Origin of the sequence: Arsenophonus symbiont of Ornithomya chloropus (assembly GCF_964026495.1) — a bacterium.
Taxonomy (GTDB): Bacteria; Pseudomonadota; Gammaproteobacteria; order Enterobacterales; family Enterobacteriaceae; genus Arsenophonus.
This window is the reverse complement of record NZ_OZ032148.1, coordinates 788,839-815,348: the sequence shown is the minus strand read 5'-3', so window position 1 is coordinate 815,348 and position 26,510 is coordinate 788,839. Positions and strand designations below refer to the sequence as shown.

17 protein-coding genes, 1 tRNA gene and 1 pseudogene are annotated in these 26,510 nt (G+C 24.2%); 9 read left to right on the top strand and 10 right to left on the bottom strand.

Features of this window, described 5'->3' with window-relative positions:
- The first annotated feature begins 43 nt into the window (after positions 1-43).
- From ftsB to ABNS14_RS03025, 5 genes are all read left to right on the top strand, one after another.
- Positions 44-346 carry a cell division protein FtsB gene (gene ftsB, locus ABNS14_RS03045; protein ID WP_348666245.1) on the top strand — a complete coding sequence of 101 codons (303 nt, stop codon included), beginning with the start codon at positions 44-46 and terminating at the stop codon, positions 344-346.
- Between the two features lie 107 nt (positions 347-453).
- Positions 454-1,185: a 2-C-methyl-D-erythritol 4-phosphate cytidylyltransferase gene (ispD, locus tag ABNS14_RS03040; RefSeq protein ID WP_348666243.1), complete on the top strand. Its 732-nt coding sequence runs from the start codon at positions 454-456 to the stop codon at positions 1,183-1,185.
- Positions 1,186-1,228: 43 nt separating this feature from the next.
- Complete coding sequence (gene ispF, locus ABNS14_RS03035; protein WP_348666241.1) at positions 1,229-1,726, top strand: 2-C-methyl-D-erythritol 2,4-cyclodiphosphate synthase; 498 nt, start codon at positions 1,229-1,231, stop codon at positions 1,724-1,726.
- Positions 1,727-2,512: 786 nt separating this feature from the next.
- Positions 2,513-3,274 carry a 5'/3'-nucleotidase SurE gene (gene surE, locus ABNS14_RS03030; protein ID WP_348666240.1) on the top strand — a complete coding sequence of 254 codons (762 nt, stop codon included), beginning with the start codon at positions 2,513-2,515 and terminating at the stop codon, positions 3,272-3,274.
- A gap of 561 nt (positions 3,275-3,835) precedes the next feature.
- Positions 3,836-4,861 (top strand): peptidoglycan DD-metalloendopeptidase family protein, encoded by a 1,026-nt coding sequence (locus ABNS14_RS03025; RefSeq protein ID WP_348666238.1) that lies wholly within the window; start codon positions 3,836-3,838, stop codon positions 4,859-4,861.
- 308 nt (positions 4,862-5,169) lie between these two features.
- Here the strand turns inward: ABNS14_RS03025 and mutS are convergent.
- The 6 genes and pseudogenes from mutS to rpsU all read right to left on the bottom strand — a co-directional run.
- Positions 5,170-7,581: pseudogene (gene mutS, locus ABNS14_RS03020) on the bottom strand (DNA mismatch repair protein MutS); the annotation flags it as partial.
- Between the two features lie 696 nt (positions 7,582-8,277).
- On the bottom strand, positions 8,278-8,724 hold the full coding sequence (locus ABNS14_RS03015) for a DedA family protein (RefSeq protein WP_348666236.1): 447 nt from the start codon (positions 8,722-8,724) through the stop codon (positions 8,278-8,280).
- Between the two features lie 901 nt (positions 8,725-9,625).
- Positions 9,626-9,700: transfer RNA gene (locus tag ABNS14_RS03010), tRNA-Ile, on the bottom strand.
- Positions 9,701-10,040: 340 nt separating this feature from the next.
- The gene (rpoD, locus tag ABNS14_RS03005) at positions 10,041-11,885 is read right to left on the bottom strand and encodes an RNA polymerase sigma factor RpoD (protein WP_348666235.1); all 1,845 of its coding nucleotides are present in this window, start codon (positions 11,883-11,885) and stop codon (positions 10,041-10,043) included.
- 131 nt (positions 11,886-12,016) lie between these two features.
- Entirely contained in the window at positions 12,017-13,774 is a 1,758-nt protein-coding gene (dnaG, locus tag ABNS14_RS03000; RefSeq protein WP_348666674.1) for a DNA primase, read from the bottom strand.
- A 142-nt stretch (positions 13,775-13,916) separates the two neighbouring features.
- A complete protein-coding gene (gene rpsU / locus ABNS14_RS02995) occupies positions 13,917-14,132 on the bottom strand; it encodes a 30S ribosomal protein S21 (protein ID WP_348666233.1) in 216 nt (71 codons plus the stop codon).
- Between the two features lie 303 nt (positions 14,133-14,435).
- On the opposite strand from rpsU, the gene tsaD reads away from it, so the two are divergent.
- On the top strand, positions 14,436-15,455 hold the full coding sequence (gene tsaD, locus ABNS14_RS02990; RefSeq protein WP_348666673.1) for a tRNA (adenosine(37)-N6)-threonylcarbamoyltransferase complex transferase subunit TsaD: 1,020 nt from the start codon (positions 14,436-14,438) through the stop codon (positions 15,453-15,455).
- Positions 15,456-16,224: 769 nt separating this feature from the next.
- Positions 16,225-16,578: a dihydroneopterin aldolase gene (gene folB / locus ABNS14_RS02985; RefSeq protein WP_348666231.1), complete on the top strand. Its 354-nt coding sequence runs from the start codon at positions 16,225-16,227 to the stop codon at positions 16,576-16,578.
- Between the two features lie 24 nt (positions 16,579-16,602).
- On the opposite strand, the gene ABNS14_RS02980 is transcribed toward folB, so the two are convergent.
- Positions 16,603-17,835 carry a multifunctional CCA addition/repair protein gene (locus ABNS14_RS02980; protein ID WP_348666230.1) on the bottom strand — a complete coding sequence of 411 codons (1,233 nt, stop codon included), beginning with the start codon at positions 17,833-17,835 and terminating at the stop codon, positions 16,603-16,605.
- 1,422 nt (positions 17,836-19,257) lie between these two features.
- Between ABNS14_RS02980 and dnaB the strand changes: the two genes are divergently transcribed.
- Positions 19,258-20,667 carry a replicative DNA helicase gene (dnaB, locus tag ABNS14_RS02975; RefSeq protein WP_348666229.1) on the top strand — a complete coding sequence of 470 codons (1,410 nt, stop codon included), beginning with the start codon at positions 19,258-19,260 and terminating at the stop codon, positions 20,665-20,667.
- 32 nt (positions 20,668-20,699) lie between these two features.
- A complete protein-coding gene (alr, locus tag ABNS14_RS02970; RefSeq protein ID WP_348666228.1) occupies positions 20,700-21,800 on the top strand; it encodes an alanine racemase in 1,101 nt (366 codons plus the stop codon).
- A gap of 223 nt (positions 21,801-22,023) precedes the next feature.
- Here the strand turns inward: alr and ABNS14_RS02965 are convergent, their stop codons facing one another.
- From ABNS14_RS02965 to ubiD, 3 genes are all read right to left on the bottom strand, one after another.
- Positions 22,024-22,572, bottom strand: coding sequence for a single-stranded DNA-binding protein (locus tag ABNS14_RS02965; RefSeq protein WP_348666227.1), 549 nt, complete (start codon positions 22,570-22,572; stop codon positions 22,024-22,026).
- Positions 22,573-23,492: 920 nt separating this feature from the next.
- Positions 23,493-24,224: an NAD(P)H-flavin reductase gene (gene fre / locus ABNS14_RS02960; protein WP_348666226.1), complete on the bottom strand. Its 732-nt coding sequence runs from the start codon at positions 24,222-24,224 to the stop codon at positions 23,493-23,495.
- Complete coding sequence (ubiD, locus tag ABNS14_RS02955; RefSeq protein ID WP_348666225.1) at positions 24,217-25,707, bottom strand: 4-hydroxy-3-polyprenylbenzoate decarboxylase; 1,491 nt, start codon at positions 25,705-25,707, stop codon at positions 24,217-24,219. The genes fre and ubiD overlap by 8 nt, the downstream gene beginning before the upstream one ends.
- Positions 25,708-26,510 lie beyond the last annotated feature (803 nt).

The window sequence follows — 26,510 nt, the reverse complement described above, 5'->3', positions numbered from 1 at the left end:
AAAGTTAGTTGTGGAGTGATAATTACAAATTTATGGACTTTACATGCGTGTATTCATGATTATTTTGTTGATAGTTTTATTTTGTTTACAGTATTCTCTATGGTTAGGTAAAAATGGTGTTTATGATTATATGCGTCTTAAAAATGAAATTTTATCTTTAGAAAGATTAAATATGATTTTAAAATCACGTAATAAATATTTGTTTTCCGAAGTAGATGATTTAAAAGCAGAAGGTCTTGAAGTTATCGAAGAAAGAGCACGGTCTGAATTGATGATGATTAAACCTGGTGAATCTTTTTATCGTATTATAAAAAATAACACGTTTATTTCTGAAAAAAAAAAATAGTAACATTTAATTTGAATATTATATATTAAAAAAATATTTTTTGCTCTTCAGAGCAGAATCATAAATAATTACACTATTGTAAAAATTATAATTAATTATTAAAAATAATGTATCATCGTATATCTCATCATAAAACACAAATTGTTGCATTAGTACCTGCTGCTGGTATTGGTAAGAGAATGCAAGTGGATTATCCTAAACAATATTTGAAAATAGCAGGAAAAACAATTATTGAATATACATTATCAACTTTATTACAGAATTCAAGAATTTCGAAAATTATTGTTTTGTTGCGTGAAAACGATATTTTTTTTTATGAATTAGCTATTTCAAAACATTCAATTATTAAAACAGTCATTGGTGGTTCTCAAAGATCTTATTCTGTTTTAGCCGGATTGCATTATTTATCAAACAACGTATTATTAGATTCTTGTTGGGTATTAGTTCATGATGCAGTACGTCCTTGTTTACATCACTCTGATTTAGATAATATTATTCATTTTATTGACACTCATCAATCTTCTTCTGGTGGTATTTTAGCTATACCAGTAAGAGATACTATAAAATGTTCAATTAAAGGAACAATTGACATTAATTATACTGTTGAAAGAAGTGAGCTGTGGCATGCATTAACACCTCAGTTTTTTCCTTTAACCTTAATTACTAATTGTTTAATTCAAGCTTTAAAACAAAAAGCAATTATTACAGATGATGCTTCAGCATTGGAATACTGTGGTTATCACCCGCAATTGTTAGAAGGTAGAAGTGATAATCTAAAAGTGACTCAACCAGAAGATTTGTTATTGCTTAAATTTTATCTTTCTCATCGCAATGAATAAAAATATTTTTTAACAGTTTTTTTGATTAAGGAGTAATTCTTATATGCGAATCGGGCACGGATTTGATGTGCATAAATTTGGTGGTAATGGCCCTATTATACTTGGAGGTGTTAAAATTATTTATAGAAAAGGATTAATTGCTCATTCAGATGGTGATGTGTTATTACATGCATTAATTGATGCTTTGCTTGGTGCAGCAGCATTAGGAGATATTGGTTTATTATTTTCTGATAAAAATTCTGATTTTAAAGATATAAATAGTCGTAATTTATTACGAATAGCTTATGATCAAGTAATAAAAAATGGATATATTATTAGTAATTTAGACATCACTATTATTGCACAAGTTCCTAAAATGTTACCATATATTCAAGATATGCGAAAAAATATAGCAAATGATTTGTCTTCTGATATTAATAAAATAAATATTAAAAGCACTACTACTGAAAAATTGGGGTTTATAGGTCGAGAAGAAGGTATTGCGTGTGAAGTGTTAGCTTTAATAAAAAGTAATATTTATAAATTAAGTATGCGTAAATAGTAAAATAAAACTTTGATATAATTTTTTAAAAATATAAATTATAAATGAAGTATTTTAATTTTTAATAAATATGATAAGATTATTAAATTATTTTTATGGTTTTATATATTTAATGCATTTTAAAAAACTAGAATTTTATTGATTTTAATTTATAAAATTTTGATAATTATATTTTAATAATATTAAATAAATTTTATAAGGAAAAATAAAATAATAAATTATGCATTAAATATTTTTTTATTTTTTTTCATGTATTTTAATGATACAAACTTTTATTTGTTTTAAAAATGTTATTTTAAAGTTTTTTAATAAAATTTATTTGATATAAATTCATATTTTGTAAGAGTTTGTAAAATATTTCGCAATATATTTATGTGATTTTTTTAATAAATGCAATAATACTAATTATATTAATTAGCGATTTTTATGTATTGAATTTAGTATTTATTTAAATAATATATAAATAATTGATGTTTTGTTTATAATTTACTTTTTATTAAAAGTATTATTTATTTTTTAATAATATATTAAAATTTATATATGTGTATTAAAAATTCAATTATTTGTATTATTAGCAAATAATTTTAAAATAAAAAAATAGACATTTTTGAAGAAATTAATTTAATAAATATATATTTTTATTTTTTAATCATATTTATTTATTATTAACGTTTCTTGATAAAAAATATTATGGTTTTATTTTAAATTTATTAATATTGGATATCATACTTCCATAAAGCAGTAAAATTTTTGTATTTTTTTGATTTAAGTTAACGAGATATTATAATGCTAAGGATATTGCTAAGTAATGATGACGGTGTGACAGCTCCTGGGATTCAAATTCTTTCTACTATGTTACGTAAATATTATTCTGTTCAAGTTATTGCACCTGACAGAAATCAAAGTGGAACATCAAATGCATTAACACTTCATAAACCATTAAGAATAATTCGATTAGAAAATGGAGATATTTCAGTACAAGGTACTCCATCTGATTGTGTATATTTAGGTGTTAATCAGCTTATTTCACCATATCCTGAAATAGTGATTTCAGGGATTAATTGTGGCCCAAATTTAGGTGATGATATAATTTATTCTGGTACAGTAGCAGCAGCAACAGAAGGTCGTCATCTTGGATTACCCGCATTAGCAATTTCATTAAATGGTAATAAACATTATCAAACAGCAGCAGAAGTAACTTGTTATGTATTGAAATTATTGCAAAAGAAACCGTTGAGTGCAGGAAATATTCTTAATATTAATGTTCCTGATATTCTTTTATCTGAAATTCAAGGGTATAAAGTAACCCGATGTGGCAGTCGATATGCTTCTCAAAATGTTTATTCTTTAGAAGATCCACGAGGAGATATAGTTTATTGGTTAGGACCTGTTGGAAAAATATCTGATGCAGCTCCAGATACAGATTTTGCTGCAGTAGAAGCTGGATATGTATCTATTACACCATTACAAGTAGATTTGACTGCTTATAAAGTTAAAAAAATTGTGAAAGATTGGTTGATAACGGCAGAAAAAAGTGAGTCAAATTAAGTTTTTTAGTTTTTTTTGATTATATATGAATATTTATTTATCAGATATTTTTTAGAATATTTTTACTGTTGTATATTTTTCTTAAAAAAGAATTTTTTTTATAAAAAAAATATATGTTATGTTTTAATATATTTTATTTTTTGTTTGTTATGGTTGTAATTAAGGATATATTTTTAATAAATTAAAAATATATGATGCAGAAAAAATAAGATTCTATTGAGGAATATACTATAGAATTAATAGGTTCTTAATATAATATTTTTTATAAAATTTCTTTGAATGATATTGGATTATTTGTTTATTGTTTATTTATGTTATTTAAAAATAATATTTATAGAAATTTTATTAATCATTTGATAATCATAAATTATTAATAGTAAAATTCTGTTTAAAATCTTTCATTAATTTTAAAATATTTATTTTTTGTAAAATTAATAATATATTAGGAATTAATAATTTAAAATATAATTATTTTTATGAAAAAATTATTTTTTAGCTATTATTATTTATGGTAATTCTTATTTTAAAGATATTATTAAAGATTTTTCTTGGAGAAAAAGTATGAATTTTGATAGCCCAAAATATGTAATTGAATGGGCCATTATTTATATAATAACAAGTCTTTTTTTGATTGGTTGTTCTACAAAACCCTATCAATCTTTTACACCTATTAGTAGTATTTATGATACGGAAAATAAAACTAATACTTTTTCTTCTAAAAAAGTACTATTGGATAGTAAAAATATTCTTTCATATTCTAAAAATCTCTTGCTTAGGAATGATAAGCAGATTATAAATGATTCGATGTATGAAAAAATATTAAATTCAACATCTGATTCTAAAAATAATAATTTTATAAAATATGAGAGAAATTATAGCAATATTCAAAAAGGAAGTTACAAAAAAAACACTTATGTTGTCAAAAAAGGTGATACTTTATTTTATATTGCTTGGATAACAGGTAATAATTATTACGATTTAGCAAGACGCAATCAAGTAATTCCACCTTATCAATTAACAATCGGACAAATACTGACTATTGATAATAACTCTATTTCTCCTAGAGAAATAATTATAAATCCTCGCTTAAAAAAGAATAACAGAGATGAAAAAAAGAGATTATCAACAATATCCAATAATTTGAATGTTTCCAGAAACTCAAAAATAAGTATATCGTCCAGTATTAGTAATGATAATAAAAATGTATTCAATACGATAGGTAAATGGTATTGGCCTACTGAAGGAAGAATTATTCAATATTTTTCTGGTATGCCAGGTGGCAACAAGGGTATTGATATTGTTGGTTTATTAGGCCAACCTATTTTTGCGGCTGCAGCAGGAAAAGTTGTTTATGTAGGTAATGCGTTACGTGGATATGGAAATCTTATAATTATTAAACATAATGATGATTATTTAAGTGCTTATGCTCATAATGATACTATATTAGTTGACGATCAATATGAAGTAAAACAAGGAGAAAAAATTGCTACTATGGGGAGTACTGGTGCTAATTCAGTTAGATTACATTTTGAAATTCGTTATAAAGGAAAATCAGTTAATCCATTGCATTATTTATCAAAAAAATAAATTTAAAGAATTTAAAGATTTCTAAGTTTGTTTTTTATCATATTTTTAGTTTATTGTATATAAAAATTTAAAATAATTTTTATAGCTTTTATGTTATACTAAAAAGTATTAATATAAAATAATAATTGATTAAAACAAATTTTTATTAAATTATTTTCATTATTTAACAATTTTTTTAAATTTATAAATTAAATGTAAAACTTCATATCGTTTTAAATAGAGTTTATTTTTTTTAGATTAATAAAATATTTTTATTTTTTTGTTTTTTTGTTAATAATAAATTAAGAGTAAGTTCTTTCTTTTTGTAAAGAAGATGATTTTTTTAATTCAAAAAATTTTTTTTTCGCTAGTTTTATCACTGTTTTAGGTATCCCTGCCAAAGATGCTACTGCTAATCCATAGCTTTTTTTTGCCGCTCCTTCTTTTATTTTGTGCATAAAAATAATACTATTATTGTGCTCTATTACATCTAGATGAATATTAACTACACCCTCTTTTTTTTTAGCTAAATAAGTTAATTCAATATAATGTGTAGAGAATAATGTTATTGCTTTGATGTGATTCAGTAAATATTCTGCACATGCCCAAGCTAATGAAAGACCATCATATGTTGATGTACCACGACCAATTTCATCTATTAATACTAAACTTTTTGGAGTTGCATTATGGAGTATATTTGCTGTTTCTATCATTTCTACCATAAAAGTGGATCGACCAGCTGTAAGATTATCTGAAGCTCCAATACGTGTAAATATTCTATCAATTGGACCAATGATTGCTTTTTTTGCTGGGACAAAACTACCAATATAAGCCAGTAATGTAATCAATGCTGTTTGACGCATATAAGTACTTTTCCCCCCCATATTAGGGCTAGTAATAATTAACAAACGTCTTTTTGGTGATAAATATAGTGTATTTGTAATAAATGGTTTGTTGAGTACTTGTTCAATAATTGGATGGCGACCGTCTATAATTTTTATTCCAGTTTTTTGATGAAAAATTGGGCAATTATAGTTCAAAGTTTTAGCTCGTTCCGCTAAATTGTTAAGTACATCTAATTCTGCTAAAGCTTCTGCACTATTTTGTAAAGTTTTTAAATGGGGTAATAGTAAATTAAATAATTCGTTATAAAGTTTTTTTTCAATGATTAATGTTTTATTTTTAGAGATTAAAATATTTTTTTCATATTCTTTTAATTCAGTAATAGAAAATCTTTCAACATGTTTTAATGTTTGGCAACGAATATAGTGGATAGGTATTAAATGAATTTCCTTGCGACTAATTTGTAGGTAGTAGCCATGAATTGTATTAAATCCAATTTTTAAACTTTCTATTCCTAGTTCTTTTTTTTCTTTTTGTTCAAGATTTTTTAAATAATTATGACTATTATGAGCTAATTGTCTCCATTTATCTAGTTCTTCATTATATCCTGGAGCGATTACTCCTCCATCACGTATTGTAGATGATGGTGCAATAAGAATTGCTTTTTCTAATAATTTTTGTAATTCTTGAAAAGAATTAATACGTGATTGTAATATTTTTAAATATGGAAGTTTAATCTTATCCAATATAGTATGAATATTTGCAAATTGTTGAAAAGCATAACGCATTTTAATTAAATCATTTGGTTTTGCAGAACGCAATGATAAACGAGCAAGTATACGTTCTAAATCTCCAACTTTTTTTAAAAAGGGTTGTAATTCAGAAAAATAAATCTGTAGCTGCATGATTGTTTGTTGGCGATTAAGTAATACATTGATATTTTTTATAGGATTATGTAACCAACGTTTTAGCATACGACTACCCATTGGAGTAACACATTTGTCAAGAATTGAAATTAAAGTATTTTTTGTTTCACCATTAGATAAATTTTGAGTTAATTCAAGATTACGTCTTGTAGCTGCATCGAGAATAATGTTTTCTTTTTCTTGTCTTAGTATGATATTATTGATATGAGGTAATGCTATACATTGAGTGTTTTTGACATATTGTATGAGACAACCAGCTGCTTTTAATGCTAATTTAGCATTTTCAACACCAAAACCTATTAATTCTTTCGTTTTGAATTGAAGATTCAATTGTTGTTTAGCAGTATCTAAATCAAATTCCCATAATGGACGACGACGTGTCCATTTGATGTTTGACAGTAATGAGATATTTAAAAAATTTTCTGGATAAAGTATTTCTATCGGTTTGGTACGTTCTAATTCAGCATTTATAGTATTTTCATCACTAGTTTCAGTAATGATGAAACGTCCTGAATTTATATCTAAAGTTGCATAACCATAGCGATGATCTTTTTGTAAAATTGCAGCTAATAGATTGTCTTCTTTTTCTTCTAAGAAAGCAGTATCACTTACTGTTCCTGGTGTAACAATGCGTATAACTTTTCGTTCAATAAGCCCCTTAGTAATATTATTGCTTTCTGTTTGTTCACATATAGCAATTGATTCACCTAATTGTACTAGTTTTTTCAAATAATTTTCTGCTACATGGATTGGTACTCCAGCCATAGGGATTGGTTTTCCATCATAAAATCCACGTTTCGTTAATGTGATATCAAGAAGATATGCTGCTTTTTTGGCATCTTCAAAAAATAATTCATAAAAATCACCTATTTGATAAAATACTAAAATTTCAGGATATTGTTTTTTTATTTTGAGATATTGTTGCATTATCGGAGTATGGATTGCTAATTTATTTTTTTCTTGATTAATCATAATAGTATTTTTTGATTTCCTGTGTAATAAATATATATTATATGATATTTTATTTTTTGAAATTTTTAAAATGCAGAATTTAATATTCAAAGGTTATGAATATGATATTAATTAATATTATATTTGTGATATTTTTCTTAAAAAGTATTGCAAGACTGTTTAAGAAAAAAATAATATTTTATTAAATATTAGTACAAATAAATTTAATGGATTATATTTAAAAGATGAAAAAATCTATTTTTTTTTTATGAGATAACAGTATAAATTAATTGATATGTATTTAAAATACAGTGATTTTTTATCATAAATATTTATAATTAATTTTTTGATATTATTTTTGTCTATATGATTAATTTTATCTCGATTCATAGAATACTAAATAAATAGTGATGTTTACGGTTTGTTATTTTTTTTAAATACAGTTTTTTGATCATATGCTATACTAATTTTAATAAAATAAATGTTTTTTAAATATTACTAAAATAATTTATTATTTGCATTTTTTTATTTTATAATTAATTTTTATAAATAAAATGTAGATGATAAAATAATATTTATTTTTTTATAAAAATATTCTTGTAATCGTATTATTATTTTTTATAATATTGTATATATAAAATATTTTTATAAAATTTTATGTACTAATTTTTAGTGTTTTATGTTTAATATTCTATTGGTAATAAAACAATCTTGATTTTATAAAAAAATTTTTGATTTTATAATAGAAAATGTACCGTTAACAATTAATATATATAATATTGCCCACAATCCAGAAGATAAGAAAAAAGTTATGTACACTTTTCTTTTTTTCATTAATAAGATCCCTGCAGCCAATGGGATGGTATATCTTAGTATTGCGATAAAACGTGAAGTAAATAATATTATTGTTCCTTTTTTTATTAATTTTTTATAAGAATTATCAAGTATCAGTTGATAACGATTTAAAAATTGACCACAAATTTTTTTTTGAGTTATTTGATAACCTATATAATAAGAAATAATAGAACCTGTAGTCCCTCCTAAAGTAATTGCTAACCAAATTAAATTAATATTTAGAGTTGGAAAACTTATGCTAATAATAGTTATTAGCATAACAGATGCAGGTGGTAAGAAAGAAGATAAGAAAATGGTAGATTTACTCATTGCTATGATGAATAAAATAGTAAATAATATTATCGGATGTAAATTATTTTTTAAAAAAAATATATTTATATATGATATATAATCATTAATTTTCATAGGTGTTGATTCGTAATTTATTTTATTAGTTATTAAATAAATGTTTAATTATCGGTAAAAAAAATAAATATGTTTATATAAATAAAAATATTAATGTATAAAATTATAATTGAATATTTATAGTTTAAGTTTTAAATAAATTATTAAATTTAATTTGATGTTTTTGTGTATCAAATATTAATGAAAATAATTATATTAAATTATAAAAAATGTGTATTTTGATTTTAAAATATGAAATATAACTTTAAATTTAGTATTTGGTAGAAATATTAAAATACATATTAAATAGCCTTTTAAAGAAGAATAGTAGTGGTATTTTTTTTATTACTATAATTTATTTTATTATTCAGAAATTTATAAATGCTAAATATTTTTTCTTTAACAGTTATTTATTCTTTTATACTATATTAGTTAATATATGAGTATATTTTTGATTAAATAAATAGGAATTTTTAAAAATTGTGTTTTTGTAAAAAAATTTATAGTAAGTTATTTAAATGAAAATGTATTTTTTTAAATTAAAAAATTTTATGGTTTTTTTATGATTAACTTTATCGAAAGTTATGTTTTTAATGACATTTTTTAAAAAAAATTATATTAAATATTAATATTATTTTTATGTTTTTTATTTTTATCTTAATTACAATGTAAATGAATTTAAAATTCTGATTTTTATAAGTAACCAGTTTCTTTTTTATTTTTATTAGAATTATTAATTAACTGATAAAAAATTTTCTTTTATCAGTTCATATTTTTAAGTTGTAATTTATTTTTTAATAAAAAAAAGTTTTAATAAAAGCAAGTTTGGCCCCTGCTGGATTTGAACCAGCGACCAAGCGATTATGAGTCGCCTGCTCTTTACCCACTGAGCTAAGGGGCCTTTCACAAAAATGCATTATATATTGTATTCTTTATTAAATGAAGATATTTTGATTATATTTTTAATAAAAAATATTAAATTAAATATTTAATTATATTGTAAATAAATTTATATAAAAATAATATAAATATTATATATAAATAATATTTATAATTTAACTTTTAAAATATTTTTTATAAAAATAAGATAATGTACATTATATTTTTATATTATTTTAACAAATTATAAAAATAACAAATTATAAAAATTATTAATAATATTTAAATATAAAATACTTTATCTCAGAAGTACGATACGATAAGTCGTTTTTAGTATTTTTCTTGAAAAGAAAAATATTTTCTTATTCATCTAAGAAACTACGTAGTATTTCTGAACGACTAGGATGCCTAAGTTTACGTAAGGCTTTTGCTTCAATTTGTCGAATTCTCTCTCTTGTGACATCAAATTGTTTACCCACTTCTTCTAAAGTGTGATCTGTATTCATATCAATACCAAAACGCATACGTAATACTTTTGCTTCACGTGTTGTTAATCCAGAAAGAACTGTATAAGTAGCTGAACGCAAACTATCCGATGTAGCAGAATCTAATGGTAATTCTACTGCAGTATCTTCGATAAAATCACCTAGATGTGAATCTTCATCATCTCCAATAGGTGTTTCCATTGAAATAGGTTCTTTAGAAATTTTTAATACTTTTCTTATTTTGTCTTCAGGCATTAACATTCTTTCTGCTAATTCTTCAGGAGATGGTTCACGTCCAATTTCTTGTAATATTTGTCTGGAAATACGATTTAATTTGTTGATTGTTTCAATCATATGTACTGGAATACGAATGGTACGTGCTTGATCAGCTATTGAACGAGTAATTGCTTGCCTAATCCACCAAGTAGCATAAGTAGAAAATTTATATCCACGACGATATTCAAATTTATCAACTGCTTTCATTAAACCAATATTTCCTTCTTGAATAAGGTCTAAAAATTGTAATCCTCTATTAGTGTATTTTTTAGCTATAGAGATTACTAAACGTAAGTTAGCTTCAACCATTTCTTTTTTAGCACGTCGAGCTTTTGCTTCACCAATAGACATACGACGATTGATATCTTTTACTTGTTCAATAGTTAAACCAGTTTCAATTTCAATTTTTTCTAATTTTTGTAAAGAGCGCTTTATTTCTTCTTCAACATTAACTAATTTTTCAGACCAGTTTTTGTTTATATTTTTTGCTTCAATTAACCATTTTGTATTAGTTTCATTACCAGAAAATAGTAAAATGAAATTTTTTTTTGGTATTTTACATTCTTCAATACATAGTTTCATTATAATTCGTTCTTGAAAACGTACACGTTCCATCATTTGACGCATTTTATTTACTAAATAATCAAATTGTTTTGGTACTAAACGAAATTGTTTGAAAATTTCTGATAATTCTGTAATTTCTGATATTGAAGTACTGTAATTACGACCATTTTTTTTTATTGTAAGATCTACATTTTCATATTGTGTGCGCAATTCTAAGAATTTTTGTTTAGCAAATTCTGGATCAATGTTGTTTTCATCATTTTCATCAGTATCAGTATTTTCTTCTTTTCCATCTTCTTCTTCATTGATGGTTTCTTCTAATAATAGTGAACCAATATTAGTTATGGTTTTTCCTATTTCTTCTTCAATATTTTGATCAACAAAACCAGTAATAATATCAGATAAGCGAATTTCACATTTTTCAACACGTTTATATTGCTCTAATAAGTAAGCGATAGATTCTGGATATTCAGCAACAGCACATTGTACTTCGTTAATACCATCTTCAATTCTTTTAGCGATATCAATTTCTCCTTCACGGGTTAATAATTCTACAGTACCCATTTCACGCATGTACATTCGTACGGGATCTGTTGTGCGCCCTATTTCATTTTCAACACTGGATAGTACTTGAGCGGCAGCTTCAGCAGCATCTTCATCAGTATCTGTAGTGTTTTCAGCTAAAATAAGATCATCAGCATCTGGTGCTTCTTCCATCACTTGAATGCCCATATCATTAATCATTTGGACAATATCTTCAATTTGGTCTGAATCTACGATTTCTTCTGGCAGATGGTCGTTGACTTCAGCATAAGTCAAGTAGCCCTGTTCTTTGCCTTTAGTTACTAATAGTTTAAGTTGTGATTGGGGGTTGTGCTCCATAAGATAGTATCCACACTTCATATTTTGATTGATGTTTGTTGGAAAAAAATAACCAACGATGAAATTAAAGGATATTTTAGTATTTTGTATGCTATGTCCTTTATCGCATAGCAATTTAAAAGTAATTTATATTATGCATGATTTACAGTTGGATTATTTATTTTTGAAAGCGTCATGAAACATACTTTTTTACGTTCTTCTTTTGTTAAACCTTTTGTCCGTGCTTTCATAATTAGGAATTCTAATTTTTCATCAAGAATTCTAATAAATAAATTTTGTAATGCATCTTTAAATATTTTTTCTGATGTTTGATTTTGTATATCGGTCCATGTTGCAAGTTTTTCAAGTTGTTTAATGAATTTATTATTACGATAATATTCTAATAATTGACCGGTATTTATATTATTATTAGATTGACAAAGATTTACTAGTTCTAAAAATAATGTTACTCCTGGTAATTTTGAATCTTCTATTTCATTGATGTTATTGATTAAATGAACGAAATGTGGATTTTGTATTAATAATGCAATTAGTATTCGCATTGTAGTTATTTTTATTTTTGGTATTTGATATTGTTTTTTTGGTAATTCTTTTTTAATCATAGAAAGAATATATGTAATATCTGGAATATTAATAAAATGACCAAGTTTTTCTGCTAAATGTAATCTTATAATATCACCAGGTATTTTCTTAATAAAAGATATAACGAATTGCTTAAATTTTGCTTTACCTTGATAAGTTTGTAAATTTATTTTTTTTATTAATGTGTCAAATAAAAATTTTGAGAATGAATGTGCTTCTATTATACGTTTTTCAAATTTTTTTTTGCCTTCTTTTCGTATTAGTGAATCAGGATCTTCACCATGTGGCAAAAAAACAAATTTTATTTGATAACCATCTTGTAAATAATTTATAGCTATTTCTAGTGTTCGCCATGCAGCTTGATATCCTGCTGGATCACCATCATAACAACAAATTATTGTATCAGTGTTTCTAAATAGTAATTGAATATGTTCTTTTGTGATTGTTGTACCTAATGAAGCTACGGAGTATTGAATGCCAAATTGATTTAAAGCTATAACATCCATATAACCTTCAACAACTAATATTTTCGAAAGTTTTTTGTTATTTTTTAGTACTTCATATAAACCATATAATTGACGATGTTTGTGAAAAATTTCAGTTTCTAGTGAATTTAAATATTTTGGTAATTGATTATCTAAAACACGACCACCAAACGCAATGATGCGACCTCTTTGATCTCGTATTGGAAATGTAATTCGATGACGAAAAAGATCGTAAGTATGACCATTTTTAGTAGTAATCAACATACCTGTTTCTGTTATTTTTTCAGAATTACTGGTATATTTTTTTAAATATTGAATTATATTGTTCCAACCATTTGGTGCAAAACCAATAGAAAATTGATCAATAATTTCATCATTTAATCCGCGTTTTATTAAATATTTTTTTGCTTGATATACATTTGCTGTATTTAATGAATTTGTATAAAATTGATTAATATGTTTCATTAATTTGTAAATATTTTGTCTTTTTTTTTGTTCTATTTGATATGTATCATTGTTTTTCTCATATTGAATATTCAGTTGATTAATAGTAGCTAATTCTTCAATGCTCTCTACAAAATTAAATTTGTTATAATTCATCAAGAAATCAATAGCATTACCGTGTGCTCCACAGCCAAAACAGTAATAAAATTGTTTATTTTTATTAACAGTAAATGAAGGTTTTTTTTCATGATGAAATGGACAGCATGCGTAATGATTTTTACCTTTTTTTTTTAATTCAATTTTACTATTAATAAGATCAATGATATTAGTTTGTGCTAATAAATTATTGATAAATATATTTGATATTTTTCTTCCCATAAATGTTTTATTAATAAGCAAAAAAAACTGCATCTTATTTTTTTAAAAGGTGCGGATTTTTGGAAAGAGATCATATAATATGTATGATGATTTTTTAATAATGACTCTTTAAAGCTATATATTTGAGAAATATAGAGTACGTTTAATATAAACGAATACGACGTGCATTTTCACGTGCTATTTTTTTCGCGTGACGTTTTATTGCTGATGATTTTTCACGTTTACGTATAGTCGTTGCTTTTTCATAAAATTCACGTCTACGTACTTCAGCTAATATACCTGCTTTTTCACAAGAACGTTTGAATCTCCTTAATGCTACATCAAATGGTTCATTTTCTCTAACTTTAATGATTGGCATTTATTGTTACCTCAAATAATTTATTGTTTATTATTATACTGAATTTTTGAAATAAAGCTTATATTTTTTATAATTTTACTGTAATAAAATAGATTTTGTAAAGATCAATCTTTATAAAAAGGTAAAAATAAAAATAATAATGACTAATATTTTAAAAAGAAATTTAAATAATAATAAAGAATATTTTCAGATATGATTTATAATCTATATTTTTTATAAAATATAAATATTTTTTTGCATTATGAATAATATTTGTTAGATTATATTTAGATATAAGATAATAAAAATATGGTTAATAATGATATGCGTATTTTAGGTATAGAAACATCTTGTGATGAAACTGGTGTTGCAATTTATGATGATTGTTTCGGTTTATTGGCTAATCAATTATACAGTCAAAAATTACATGCTGATTATGGTGGAGTAGTACCTGAGCTTGCTTCTAGATATCATCTTCGAAAAATAATCCCTTTGATTAAAGCAGCCTTAAAAGAAGCATCTTTAGTTGGTAGTGATATTGATGGTGTTGCTTATACTGCAGGTCCAGGTTTGATTAGTGCTTTATTAGTAGGAGCAACAATAGGATGTTCATTAGCATTTGCATGGGGAGTACCTGTTATACCAGTAAATCATATGGAAGGACATTTATTATCGACAATGTTAGAAAATAAAAGTCCTAAATTCCCCTTTGTTGCATTGTTGGCATCTGGTGGTCATACTCAATTAATTAGTGTAACGGCTATTGGTGAATATCAGTTATTAGGTGAATCAATTGATGATGCTTCTGGTGAAGCTTTTGATAAAACAGCAAAATTATTAGGATTAAATTATCCTGGTGGACCAGCTCTTTCATTAGCAGCCAAAAAAGGAAAGTCTGGTCGTTTTGTCTTTCCACGTCCTATGATAAATCGTCCTGGACTAAATTTTAGTTTTTCAGGTTTAAAAACTTTTGTAGCTAATACAATTCGTAATAATATTTTAGATGAACAAACAATTGCTGATATTGCTTATGAATTTGAAAATGCGATTGTGGATACATTAGTAATAAAATCTAAGCGAGCTTTAGAAGCTACTGGTTTTAAACGTTTGGTTATGGCTGGTGGTGTAAGTGCAAATAATACTTTGCGAATAAGAATGATGGAATCTATAAATAAAATTGGCGGGGAAGTTTTTTATTCTAGCCCAAAATTTTGTACTGATAATGGTGCAATGATAGCATTAACTGGGATGCTACGTTTTAAAAATTGTATGAATAATAATAATGCTATGGATATTACTGTAAAATCTCGATGGCCTCTTACAGAACTACCTCCATTAATTTAAAGATGACATATTTTATTTTTAATATGTATTTTTTTGTTTTGATTACAATTTTTAATTACAATAAAAAATTATTAAAATCTGATTAAATATTTAATATTTAAAATTAAAAATTTTTAATGCATATAAAAACATTATTTTTTTATACATTTTTATTAAAAATCATAATATTGATATTAATTTTATTTTTAAGATAACTTATCTTATAAAATAAATAACTTATATTAATTAAAATTTTTTTTATTATTTTTTTGAATTATTTATCCTATAAATTTATTTTTTGTATAATTGAATCATAGTAAATTTATGATAATTATAATCAGAAAAATATTTTTTGAATGCTATATTTTTTGTAGATTGATTATTTAAGATAGAAAAATATATATTTTATGTAAAAACATGTAAAAACTAAGTAGTTTTTAAATTGTGTTCTTATAAATTGTTAAAGTATTAACATAAAAGATATAGACTAGATAATATATTTTTGTTTCATTAATGAAAACTATTGTGTAATTTATGATTTTATACAAATAACATATAACAATATATATATTTTTTATGGCATACATTTGTTAAAAATTTTTTATGGCATACATTTGTTAAAATTATTAACTATGTTTTCTTAAGTCATATTGTTTATATTTTGTATTTTAAAAATAATATATTTTTATAATTACAATTAATTATAGGTTTTAGCTGTATATTATAAATAATAATATATTTTTAAATAACAAATTTTGTAATTTTAAAATTTTAAAAATGAGAAACATTAATGGATATTATATTTATTAAAAAATTAACAGTATTTACAACGATTGGTGTCTATGATTGGGAACAAACTATTAAACAAAAATTATTAATAGATATTAAAATTGGGTATGATCATCAATATATAGATAAAGGTGATGATATAAAATACTGTTTAGATTATTCTGAAATTTCTCAAATAGTTATTGAACATATAGAAAAAAGAAAATTTAAATTAATTGAACGTGTTGCAGAAGATATTGCTGATATTCTCTTAAATAAATTTGATATTTATTGGGTTCGTATTAAAGTAGTAAAATTAAATGCCATACCAAAATCTAAACAAGTTGGAATAATTATTCAACGTAAAAAAAAATAATTTTGTTATATGATAAATTTTAGTTTACATTGTTAATTTTTTTTTCCACCAAGTTTTTAATGTTTTAATACGTTGTTGAGTAAGCTGATCTTTAAATGCAGAACCTGTAATATTATTTTTAATAAGTTTTTGCGCAGATGTTTTTTTTGCTATTTTAAATGCTTCAAAAAAAATTTTTTTTTGTAAATAGGTAACATTATTTTTTTTCGTTTGTGTGCGAAAATCAGCTTCACATATAACAGAAAGTTGATTAATACGTTCTGGTTTTTTCCAACTATTAATTTTATCGAATAAATTAATAATATTTACTGGTTCTAATTGATAAATGTGATGAATATATTGATGAAATTCTGCAACTAATTTTGCCAATTTTTTCACTTTGTTTGGAATGCGTAATCTGTTACACATTTTTTCTATAAGAGGTATTCCTTGAATTCCATAATCAAAAGTTTTAGGGCATTTTTCTGTAATGAATATTTTTCCGAAATCATGACAGAGTGCGGCAAATCGAATATCAACATTATCAGTTAATAATGCTGTTATTTTTAAGGTAGTCAGTGTATGTATTCCAACATTTATTTCAGCAGATAATTTTTTTTTCGTTTCTGGTATAGAAAAAAGTCGATTAATTTCTGGAAATAGAATAGCTAAAGCGCCACAATTATAGAGAACCTGAAAATAAACATCAGGAGAGCATGTTTGCAATGCTTTTTTTGTTTCTGACCATACCCTTTCAGCACTTAGTGTTTCTAATTCACGTTGATTCACCATTTTTTTCATTAATTCTTCGGTTTCGTATGCTATTTTAAATTTTTTTTTAGCAAGTTTAGCTGCAAAACGTGCTACTCGAAGTATCCTGAGAGGATCTTCTATAAAAGCATTGGATACATGTCGTAATAAACGATTTTTTATATCTTGTTCGCCACGATATGGATCAATAAGTTTTCCATGTTTATTTTTAGCAATAGCATTAATACTCAGATCTCTTCTTAATAAATCATCTTCTATACTAATATCAGGTTGAGTATAAAAAGAAAAACCAGTATACCCTATTCCTATTTTTTGTTCTGTGCGAGCTAATGCATATGCTTCATGTGTTTTAGGATGAAGAAAAACGGGAAATTTTTTTCCTACTTGTTGAAAACCTAATTTGATTAAATCATCTGGAGTAGCACCGACTACGACCCAATCACGATCGGAAACTGGTAAGCCTAATAGTTCATCTCTAACAGCACCTCCAACAAGATAAATTTGCATAAGATTAAACTCCATATTATTATATTTATCATGTTTTTATTTTTTTATATTAACATTATTGCAATATTTTTTCTTATAAATAATTTTATGTATATTTATTTTTGAAAGTTTTTTAAGAAAAAATAAAATTTTTGATATCATTTATTTGTAATGATTAAATATTTTTCTTAATTTATTAGGTGGCAAGTTTTACCTTTATAAAAATTAATAGATTATATATTATATAGTATAATCACGGTTAATATGGAAGTAAAAAATGAATTAATAAAATCACTCTTTATTTTATTAAAAGATATGTTTTTCTTATTGTATATTATTTTTATAATCTTACTAGTTTTGTTTTATAATTCATGTATTATAAAGTATTAAAAAATATTTTTTAATATTAAATTTTTTCATTTCATTTTACTTTATCTTTTTTGATTTTTATGTAAAATTATAGTTTATATTTTTATATATTAAATATATTTAAATTATTTTTTCATAATTTTTTTAAAATTGGTAATAATAAGTATTATGTACTAGTTAAAGATTTTTTGAAAAAAAATTAAAAGAATCTTATGTATAAATAGTTTTATGAGTGTGTGTATTTATATAAAAATATAAAATTTTTTATAAAAATTATAGTAAAAACAATTAAATATATCATTATAATTAAATTATAGAAAAGTAAAAATTTTATCGCGTAAAGATATTTGATAATTTTTTTATAAAAAATTATTTGATTTTATTGTTTTAATATTTAAGCATTTTATTAAAAAATATTTATTTTATTATATAAATTATGTATTTTATAAATAAAAAAAATATATTTGTTTTTGAAAATTCAATACCAAATTAACCAAATTAGAACAAAAAATAACTCTTAAAATTATTTAATTTATTTAATGTAAAATAATTTTTATTAAAATTTAAAAAAACAAATATATCTTTTATATTAAATTTAAAAATTTTATAACAAAGTTAATAGTATTAATAGAGTAATTACTAAAAAATATATTCAAAATATTTTCATAATCTTTATTTTTCTTTTTTTTTAGAAAAATCTTGTTAAATAAAATCATTTATTTTTATTTCGATATGTAATTTTCATAAAAAATGAGAAGATATTTTTTGGTTTTTCATTTACTTATGAAATTAAAATTATATTAAAAATTTAAGATTAAATGGTTTATTTTTAAAATAAATTGCATTATTTTAGATAATGTTATTAATTATTTTTATAAAATTATTCTCTATAGCTAGATAAGTTGATCTTTTAGTTTAATAATTGTAAAAAACGATGAATAATTTTTCAAAAAATTGAGGTTATTAATATTTTATTATATTACGTTTTAAAATATTATTTTTTCATGAAAATAATAACATAATTTAGATATTTTTAATTAAAAAGTATATCGATTAATAGGTAAAAAAAATGCTATGATAAAGAAGTATTCTGAAAAAACTGTTTTTATTGCTCAAAACGATCCTCAAATAGAAGGGTTAAAAGTACCACCTTATTCTTTAGAAGCTGAGCAATCTGTATTAGGTGGTCTCATGTTAGACAATGAACGTTGGGAAAATGTATCTGAGCGTTTACAAAATGCAGATTTTTTTAGTCGGTTACATCGTATTATTTTTTCTGAAATGCAATCTCTTTTAGAGCATAATCAACCAATAGATTTAATTACCTTATCTGAATCTTTAGAACAAAAAGGAAAATTAGATGCAATAGGAGGATTTGGATATTTAGCTGAATTAGCTAAAAATACTCCTAGTGTAGCTAATATTAATGCTTATGCTGATATTGTACGTGAGCGTGCTGTTGTTCGTGAGATGATTGCGGTAGCAAATGAAATTGCTGATGCAGGTTATAATTCTCAAGGTAAAAGTAGTGAAGAATTATTAGATTTAGCTGAATCATTGGTTTTTCAAATTGCTGAAAGTCGGGCTAATAAAAATGATGGTCCTAAAGGAATTGAAAAAATTTTATCTGAAACTGTAGAGAAAATTGAACAACTTTATCAACAGCCGCATGATGGTGTGACAGGTATATCCACTGGTTATCAAGATCTTGATAAAAAAACTGCAGGATTACAAAATTCTGATTTAATCATTGTTGCTGCACGTCCTTCAATGGGCAAGACTACTTTTGCTATGAATTTATGTGAACATGCTGCGATGACAGAAGAAAAACCAGTATTAATTTTTAGTTTGGAAATGCCAGCCAATCAAATTATGATGCGTATGTTAGCTTCTCTTTCTCGGGTGGATCAAACGCGTATTCGTACTGGTCAACTTAATGATGAAGATTGGGCTCGTATATCTAGTACGATGAGTATTTTAATGGAAAAACGTAATGTGTATATTGATGATTCATCAGCATTAACTCCAACAGCGGTTCGTTCACGCGCTCGTCGTATTTATCGAGAAAATGGTGGTTTAAGTTTAATTATGATTGATTATCTTCAGTTAATGCGTATCCCTTCTATGTCCGAACATAGAACACTTGAAATTGCCGAGATTTCACGTTCTTTAAAATCATTAGCAAAAGAATTGCAAATACCTGTTATTGCATTATCACAACTTAATCGTGGTTTAGAACAAAGAGCAGATAAAAAACCTGTTAATTCCGATTTACGGGAATCTGGATCTATTGAACAAGATGCTGATTTAATCATGTTTATATATAGAGATGAGGTTTATAATAATAACTCAGATCTCAAAGGAATTGCAGAAATTATTATTGGAAAACAACGTAATGGACCAATTGGAACAATACGTCTTACTTTTAATGGACAATGGTCGCGTTTTGATAATTATGCAGAATCATTTTATTATGATAAATAATTTATATATTATATTTAATGAAGATGAGTTTCATGAAACTGGCAACTGCTATTATTGATCGTTCTGCTTTGTGTTATAATATAAAAAAAGTACGAGAAATTGTTTCTGATAGTCGTTTAATTGCTATAGTTAAAGCTAATGCTTATGGACATGGTTTATTAGAAACTGCTATTACAATAGAAAAGCTTATAGATTGTTTTGGTGTTGCTCGTATTAGTGAAGCAATAGCTTTGCGTGAGTATGGGATAAATAAACCTATTTTGTTATTAGAAGGTTTTTTTGATCAATCAGAATTATTTATTATCATTAAAAATAAAATTGATGTTGTTATACATACTATAGAACAACTTAAAAGCATAGAAAAACTTGAAATTTTTAAAAAAAATGAAATTAAAAATGTTGTAAAAGTTTGGATGAAATTAGATACTGGTATGCATCGCTTAGGAATAAGACCAGAAGAAGGGAAAATGTTTTATAATCGTTTAATAAGATGTCGTCATATTAAAAAACCTGTTAATATTATCAGTCATTTTTATCAAGCAGATCATCCAGAATTTCCTATAGCTACACATCAACAATTAGCGTGTTTTAATGCTTTTGTAAAAGATAAACCAGGTGAAAAATCTATTGCTGCTTCTTCTGGTATTTTATTTTGGCCTGAATCATATTTTGATTGGGTGCGGATTGGTATTATAATGTATGGGTCTTCACCGCAGCAAGGTAAGCAGGGAAAAGATTTTGGTTTATTACCTGTAATGACATTGAAATCTAATTTAATTGCTATCCGTAAACATAACGCAGGCGAAACAGTAGGTTATGATGGTGTTTGGATGAGTAATCATGATACTACTCTTGGAGTGGTAGCTATTGGTTATGGTGATGGATATCCAGGAAATGCTCCTTCAGGCACGCCGGTTTTGATTAATGGACGTAAAGTACCTATTGTTGGTAAAGTTTCCATGGATATGATATTAGTAGATTTAGGAAAAAATATTAGTGATAAAGTTGGTGATGAGGTTATTATATGGGGAGATTTATTACCTGTTGAAGAAGTAGCATCATATGTTCATCTTAGTAATTATGAATTACTAACAAAATTAACTTCTCGCATAAAAATAGAATATTTAGATTAATAAATTAAAATAAAAAGAGTTTTTAAAATAAAATATTGTTCATACTATTTTTTTTAAAATTTTTATTTTAATTTTTTATAAAATGCTGTATATTTTTGTTTTAGTATTTTTGAAATAACAAAAATTTTTTGTTATCATATGGAATATGATAAAAATCATGTTTTTGTATTATAAAAAAAAATAAGATTGATAATCGTATATTTTTTCATAGTATAAAAAGTATTTAAAATGGGATATCATCATCAAAATCTATTAGTGTTTCTTTGTTATTTTCTTTATTGTTAGTTGATTCACTTTCAGATAATGCGATAAGTTTTTCTTCTTTGTCTTCTTTTTCATTTATTGCTGTAGACTGTGGGTCTTGTATTTGTTTCCAAGTATCAAGTTTTTTGCGTTGTAAGTTTTCTTCTGAATTTAGATTCATACGAGTACCTAACATTTGAAGTGTACCTGTAATATTTACTATTACTTCAGTAGTATAACGATCTTGTCCATTTTGATCCTGCCATTTTCGAGTTTGCAATGAGCCTTCTATATAAACTTGTGAACCCTTGCGTAAATATTCACTTGCTATTTCTGCGAGTTTACCAAAAATGACTATACGGTGCCACTCTGTTTTTTCACGTATATTGCCAGTTTGTTTATCACGCCAACTTTCGGAAGTTGCTAGTGTTAAATTTGCAACCATACTTCCATTTGGCATATAACGAATTTCTGGATCTTGTCCTAAATTACCGATTAATATAACTTTATTAATACCTCTGTTACCCATTATTTATATGCTCCTTGATAATTTTTTTTAAAATTTTGTAATTTATTTTTAATATCAGAAAATTTTTTTTAATATTTGTAGTATTTTTGAAATATTTGTATAATTTTTGATTATATTTAGATTTTTGAAATTATTTATTGAAAATATATAATAATGTATTGTGTTTCTGTTTATTTTATCTTTAATTTTTTAATCAAAAATTATATCATGATTTAAAAAATCTATATAAATATTCTGATATATTTTTATTCTTTTTAAAGAAAGATTTTTAAAATAAACATTTTTCATAAAAAATCAGATTTTTCTACAATAAAAATTAAAGAAATTTCATTATTATATTACTGTTTTTATGATTATTAATGATTGATTATCATTAATTTAAAATAAATGAATATATTTAATGTAATGATTGACATCATAATACAAATAACACAAATAAAGAAGAAAAAGTTTATATATTTATTTGAATATTTTTGAAATATAAATAAATTCCATAAAATTTTTATTTAAAATTTTTCCTAATATTAATGTATAACAATATTTTATTATATTTTAGATCATTTTATTTATAGATAAATTGTTATCTGCAGATACAATTTTATATTGTGATTTTATATATAAAGATAAAAATATGATTAAATATATTGATTAAATTTTTTTTTATTTTTTTGTTTAGATTTTTTTTCAAGGATTATGTATTTAGTGTAATATAAATTTTTTATAGTTTTTTTGTAGATTATTTTGTATAAAATATTTTTGATTTTTCTTAATATAGAAAAAATTATGATTCATTTTTTTAAAATTATAGCTTGTATTTAATATTAGATGACATGTCAGATTTTACAGTATATTTTAAAATTTATGTTTTTTAGTCTTTTTTTAAAAAAATATGTTTTTGAATATTTTAAATATGAGATCCATTATATGGATTGATTTGTTTCTGATGTAATTAAAAAAGATTCAAATGCATCACCATAACAATATTTTGCAATTGCCCCTCTTTCATTACATAGACATTCTCTAGTAGTTTTAGCCATTTTAAATGAACCTGCAATATAAATTTCATATTGAGTAAGTTTATTAAAATCATTTAGTACAGCATTTAATACTGTACCTCTTCGCCCCGTCCAATGTGATATGTATTCTTCAATTACGAAAATAATGTTTAAATTAGCATATTTCTTTGAGAGATATTTTAGTTCATTTAAATAATATAGATTTTCTAATTGGCGACTACCCCAATAAAAAGTAATTTCTCTATTTGGATTTTCTTTTAATGCAGCATGTAAAATAGATTGAGTGTAAGAAAATCCTGTTCCTCCTGTAATAATAATCATAGGTTTTTTGCTTCCTTCACGGAACCAAGCTTTACCATATGGTATATCAATATTAATACTATTTTTTTTATAAATGATTTTCATTACTTCTATGCCATATAAATGAAATCTTGATGCACTTATATGTAATTCAATAGTTTTTTTTTCTGAAGGGATTGAAGCTATTGAAAAGGGTCGTTGGTTATATTCATCTATAATAAGCATCAAATATTGACCAGCAAGAAATGAAAATTGACCTTGAGGTAATAATAAAACACGATAGACAGTATTATTAATGGATTTTATAGATACCACTTTACATTTTAATTTAGTCATCTATATTCTCTTTAAATGCACAAATATTTAATTCATTCCAGATTTTATCTATTCGTTTTTTTATTTTTTCTGTCATAACAATTTTGCGCCCCCATGTTCTTTGTGTTTCTCCTAACCATTTATTAGTTGCATCAAATCCTATTTTTGATCCTAAACCCGAGATTGGTGATGCAAAATCAAGATAATCTATAGGGGTATTTTCTATTATCAGTGTATCTCTTGCAGGATCCATTCTAGTTGTAATTGCCCAAATAACATCATGCCAATTACGAGCGTTAATATCTTCATCACAAACAATAATAAATTTAGTATACATAAATTGACGTAAATAAGACCAAATACCCATCATAATATGTTTCGGATGGCCAATATATTTTTTTTTTATTGTTATTACGGCTAATCGATAAGAACATGCTTCAGGAGGTAAATAAAAATCAATAATTTCTGGGAATTTTTTCTGTAATATAGGAATAAATACCTCATTTAGTGCAGCGCTTAATACGCTAGGTTCATCAGGAGGACGACCTGTATAAGTTGAATGATAAATAGGTTGCAAACGTTGTGTTATATGTGTCACTGTAAATACAGGGAATATTTTTACTTCATTATAGTAACCGGTATGATCACCATATGGCCCCTCTGGTGCTGATTCCTGAGGATTTATGTATCCTTCCAGGATTATTTCTGAATTTGCTGGTACTTCAAGTTGATTAGAAATACATTTTACAACCCTTGAACGATATCCTCGTAATAATCCAGCAAATGCGTATTCAGACAGTGTATCTGGAATTGGTGTCACTGCCGCTAAAATAGTTGCAGGATCAGCGCCTAAAGCAACTGCTACAGGAAAAGATTTGCCTGGATACTTTTTGCACCATTCTTGAAAATCTAATGCACCACCACGGTTAGACAACCAACGCATAATTAATTTATTTTTACTTAATAATTGTTGTCGATATATACCTAAATTTTGACGTGTTTTATTGGGTCCTTTAGTAATAGTAATCCCCCATGTTATAAGTGGAGCTATATCATCTGGCCAACAATGCATGATTGGAATACGGAAAAGATCAACATCATCCCCTTTCAAAATTTTTTCCTGGCAACCCCCCCATCGTAATTTTTTTGTAGGCATATAAAAAATTTTTTTAAATTGAGATAATTTTTTAATAAAATCGACCATTTTTTTTGGAGGTTCTGGTTCTCTTAAAAAAGCTAATAAGTAACCGACTTCATTTAATAATTTGATGTTTTCTTTTCCCATCCCCATTGCAACTCGATTGGTAGTGCCAAATAAATTGCAAAGTACAGGCATATTGAAACCTTTTGGATTTTCAAATAATAATGCTGGTCCACCTGCTCGTAAAGTGCGATCTGCTATTTCTGTCATTTCTAAATATGGATCGACACTATAAGTGATACGTTTTAATTCTTTTTTTTGTTCTAATATTAATAAAAAATGTCTTAGGTTATGATATTTCATTATATTTTTTGTTTTACAACTTATAAAAGTTTGATTAACATATTTAATTTATATTATAAATGTAATTTTTTGTATAATTTGTATAATAATACTTAATAATTTTCGGTACTTTTTTATAAAAATCTAAAATTAAATTTAAGTTAATATAATTAAATTTAAGTCAATAAAGAGTGGTTATCTATTTTTGTAAAGCATTATTTTTGTGATTATGTTTTTGTAAATCATAAAGTAAAATTATTTTTCTAATTAATACATTAAAAATATAAGAATAAATCTTTGATCTTTATTTTTAATAGTTTTTATGATTGATTTATTATTTTTTATAAATTAAAAATATGATATCATATTATTTAAAATTTGATATTTCTATTTTTTGGTGTTTTTTATAAAAAAAATAACAATTACTGCTATAGATAATAGTGTATATTTTTTTTTATATTATATATTATAAAAACATTTTTATATGATTTACTAAATTAATATTGCATACTAAGTTTTATATATAAAACATTAATAAGATTGTCTTGTGGTAATATTACTTTTAAAAAATCTTGTTAATATATTGTTATTATATAAATATTTTTTTATTTCATTTTATTTTTTTAATAAAACATTTAATATAGAGTAAATTTATAGTTTTATAAAAATTATATATTTTATTAATAGTGATTTTAAAATAAAAATATTTTAAATATGTATTGTAAGTTTATGATCTAAAATATGTATTTTGTTCATAATTTTTATGTTTTTGTATAAATGTTATTTGTCAAAATTATTTAAAAATTTTATAATCTTATATTAAT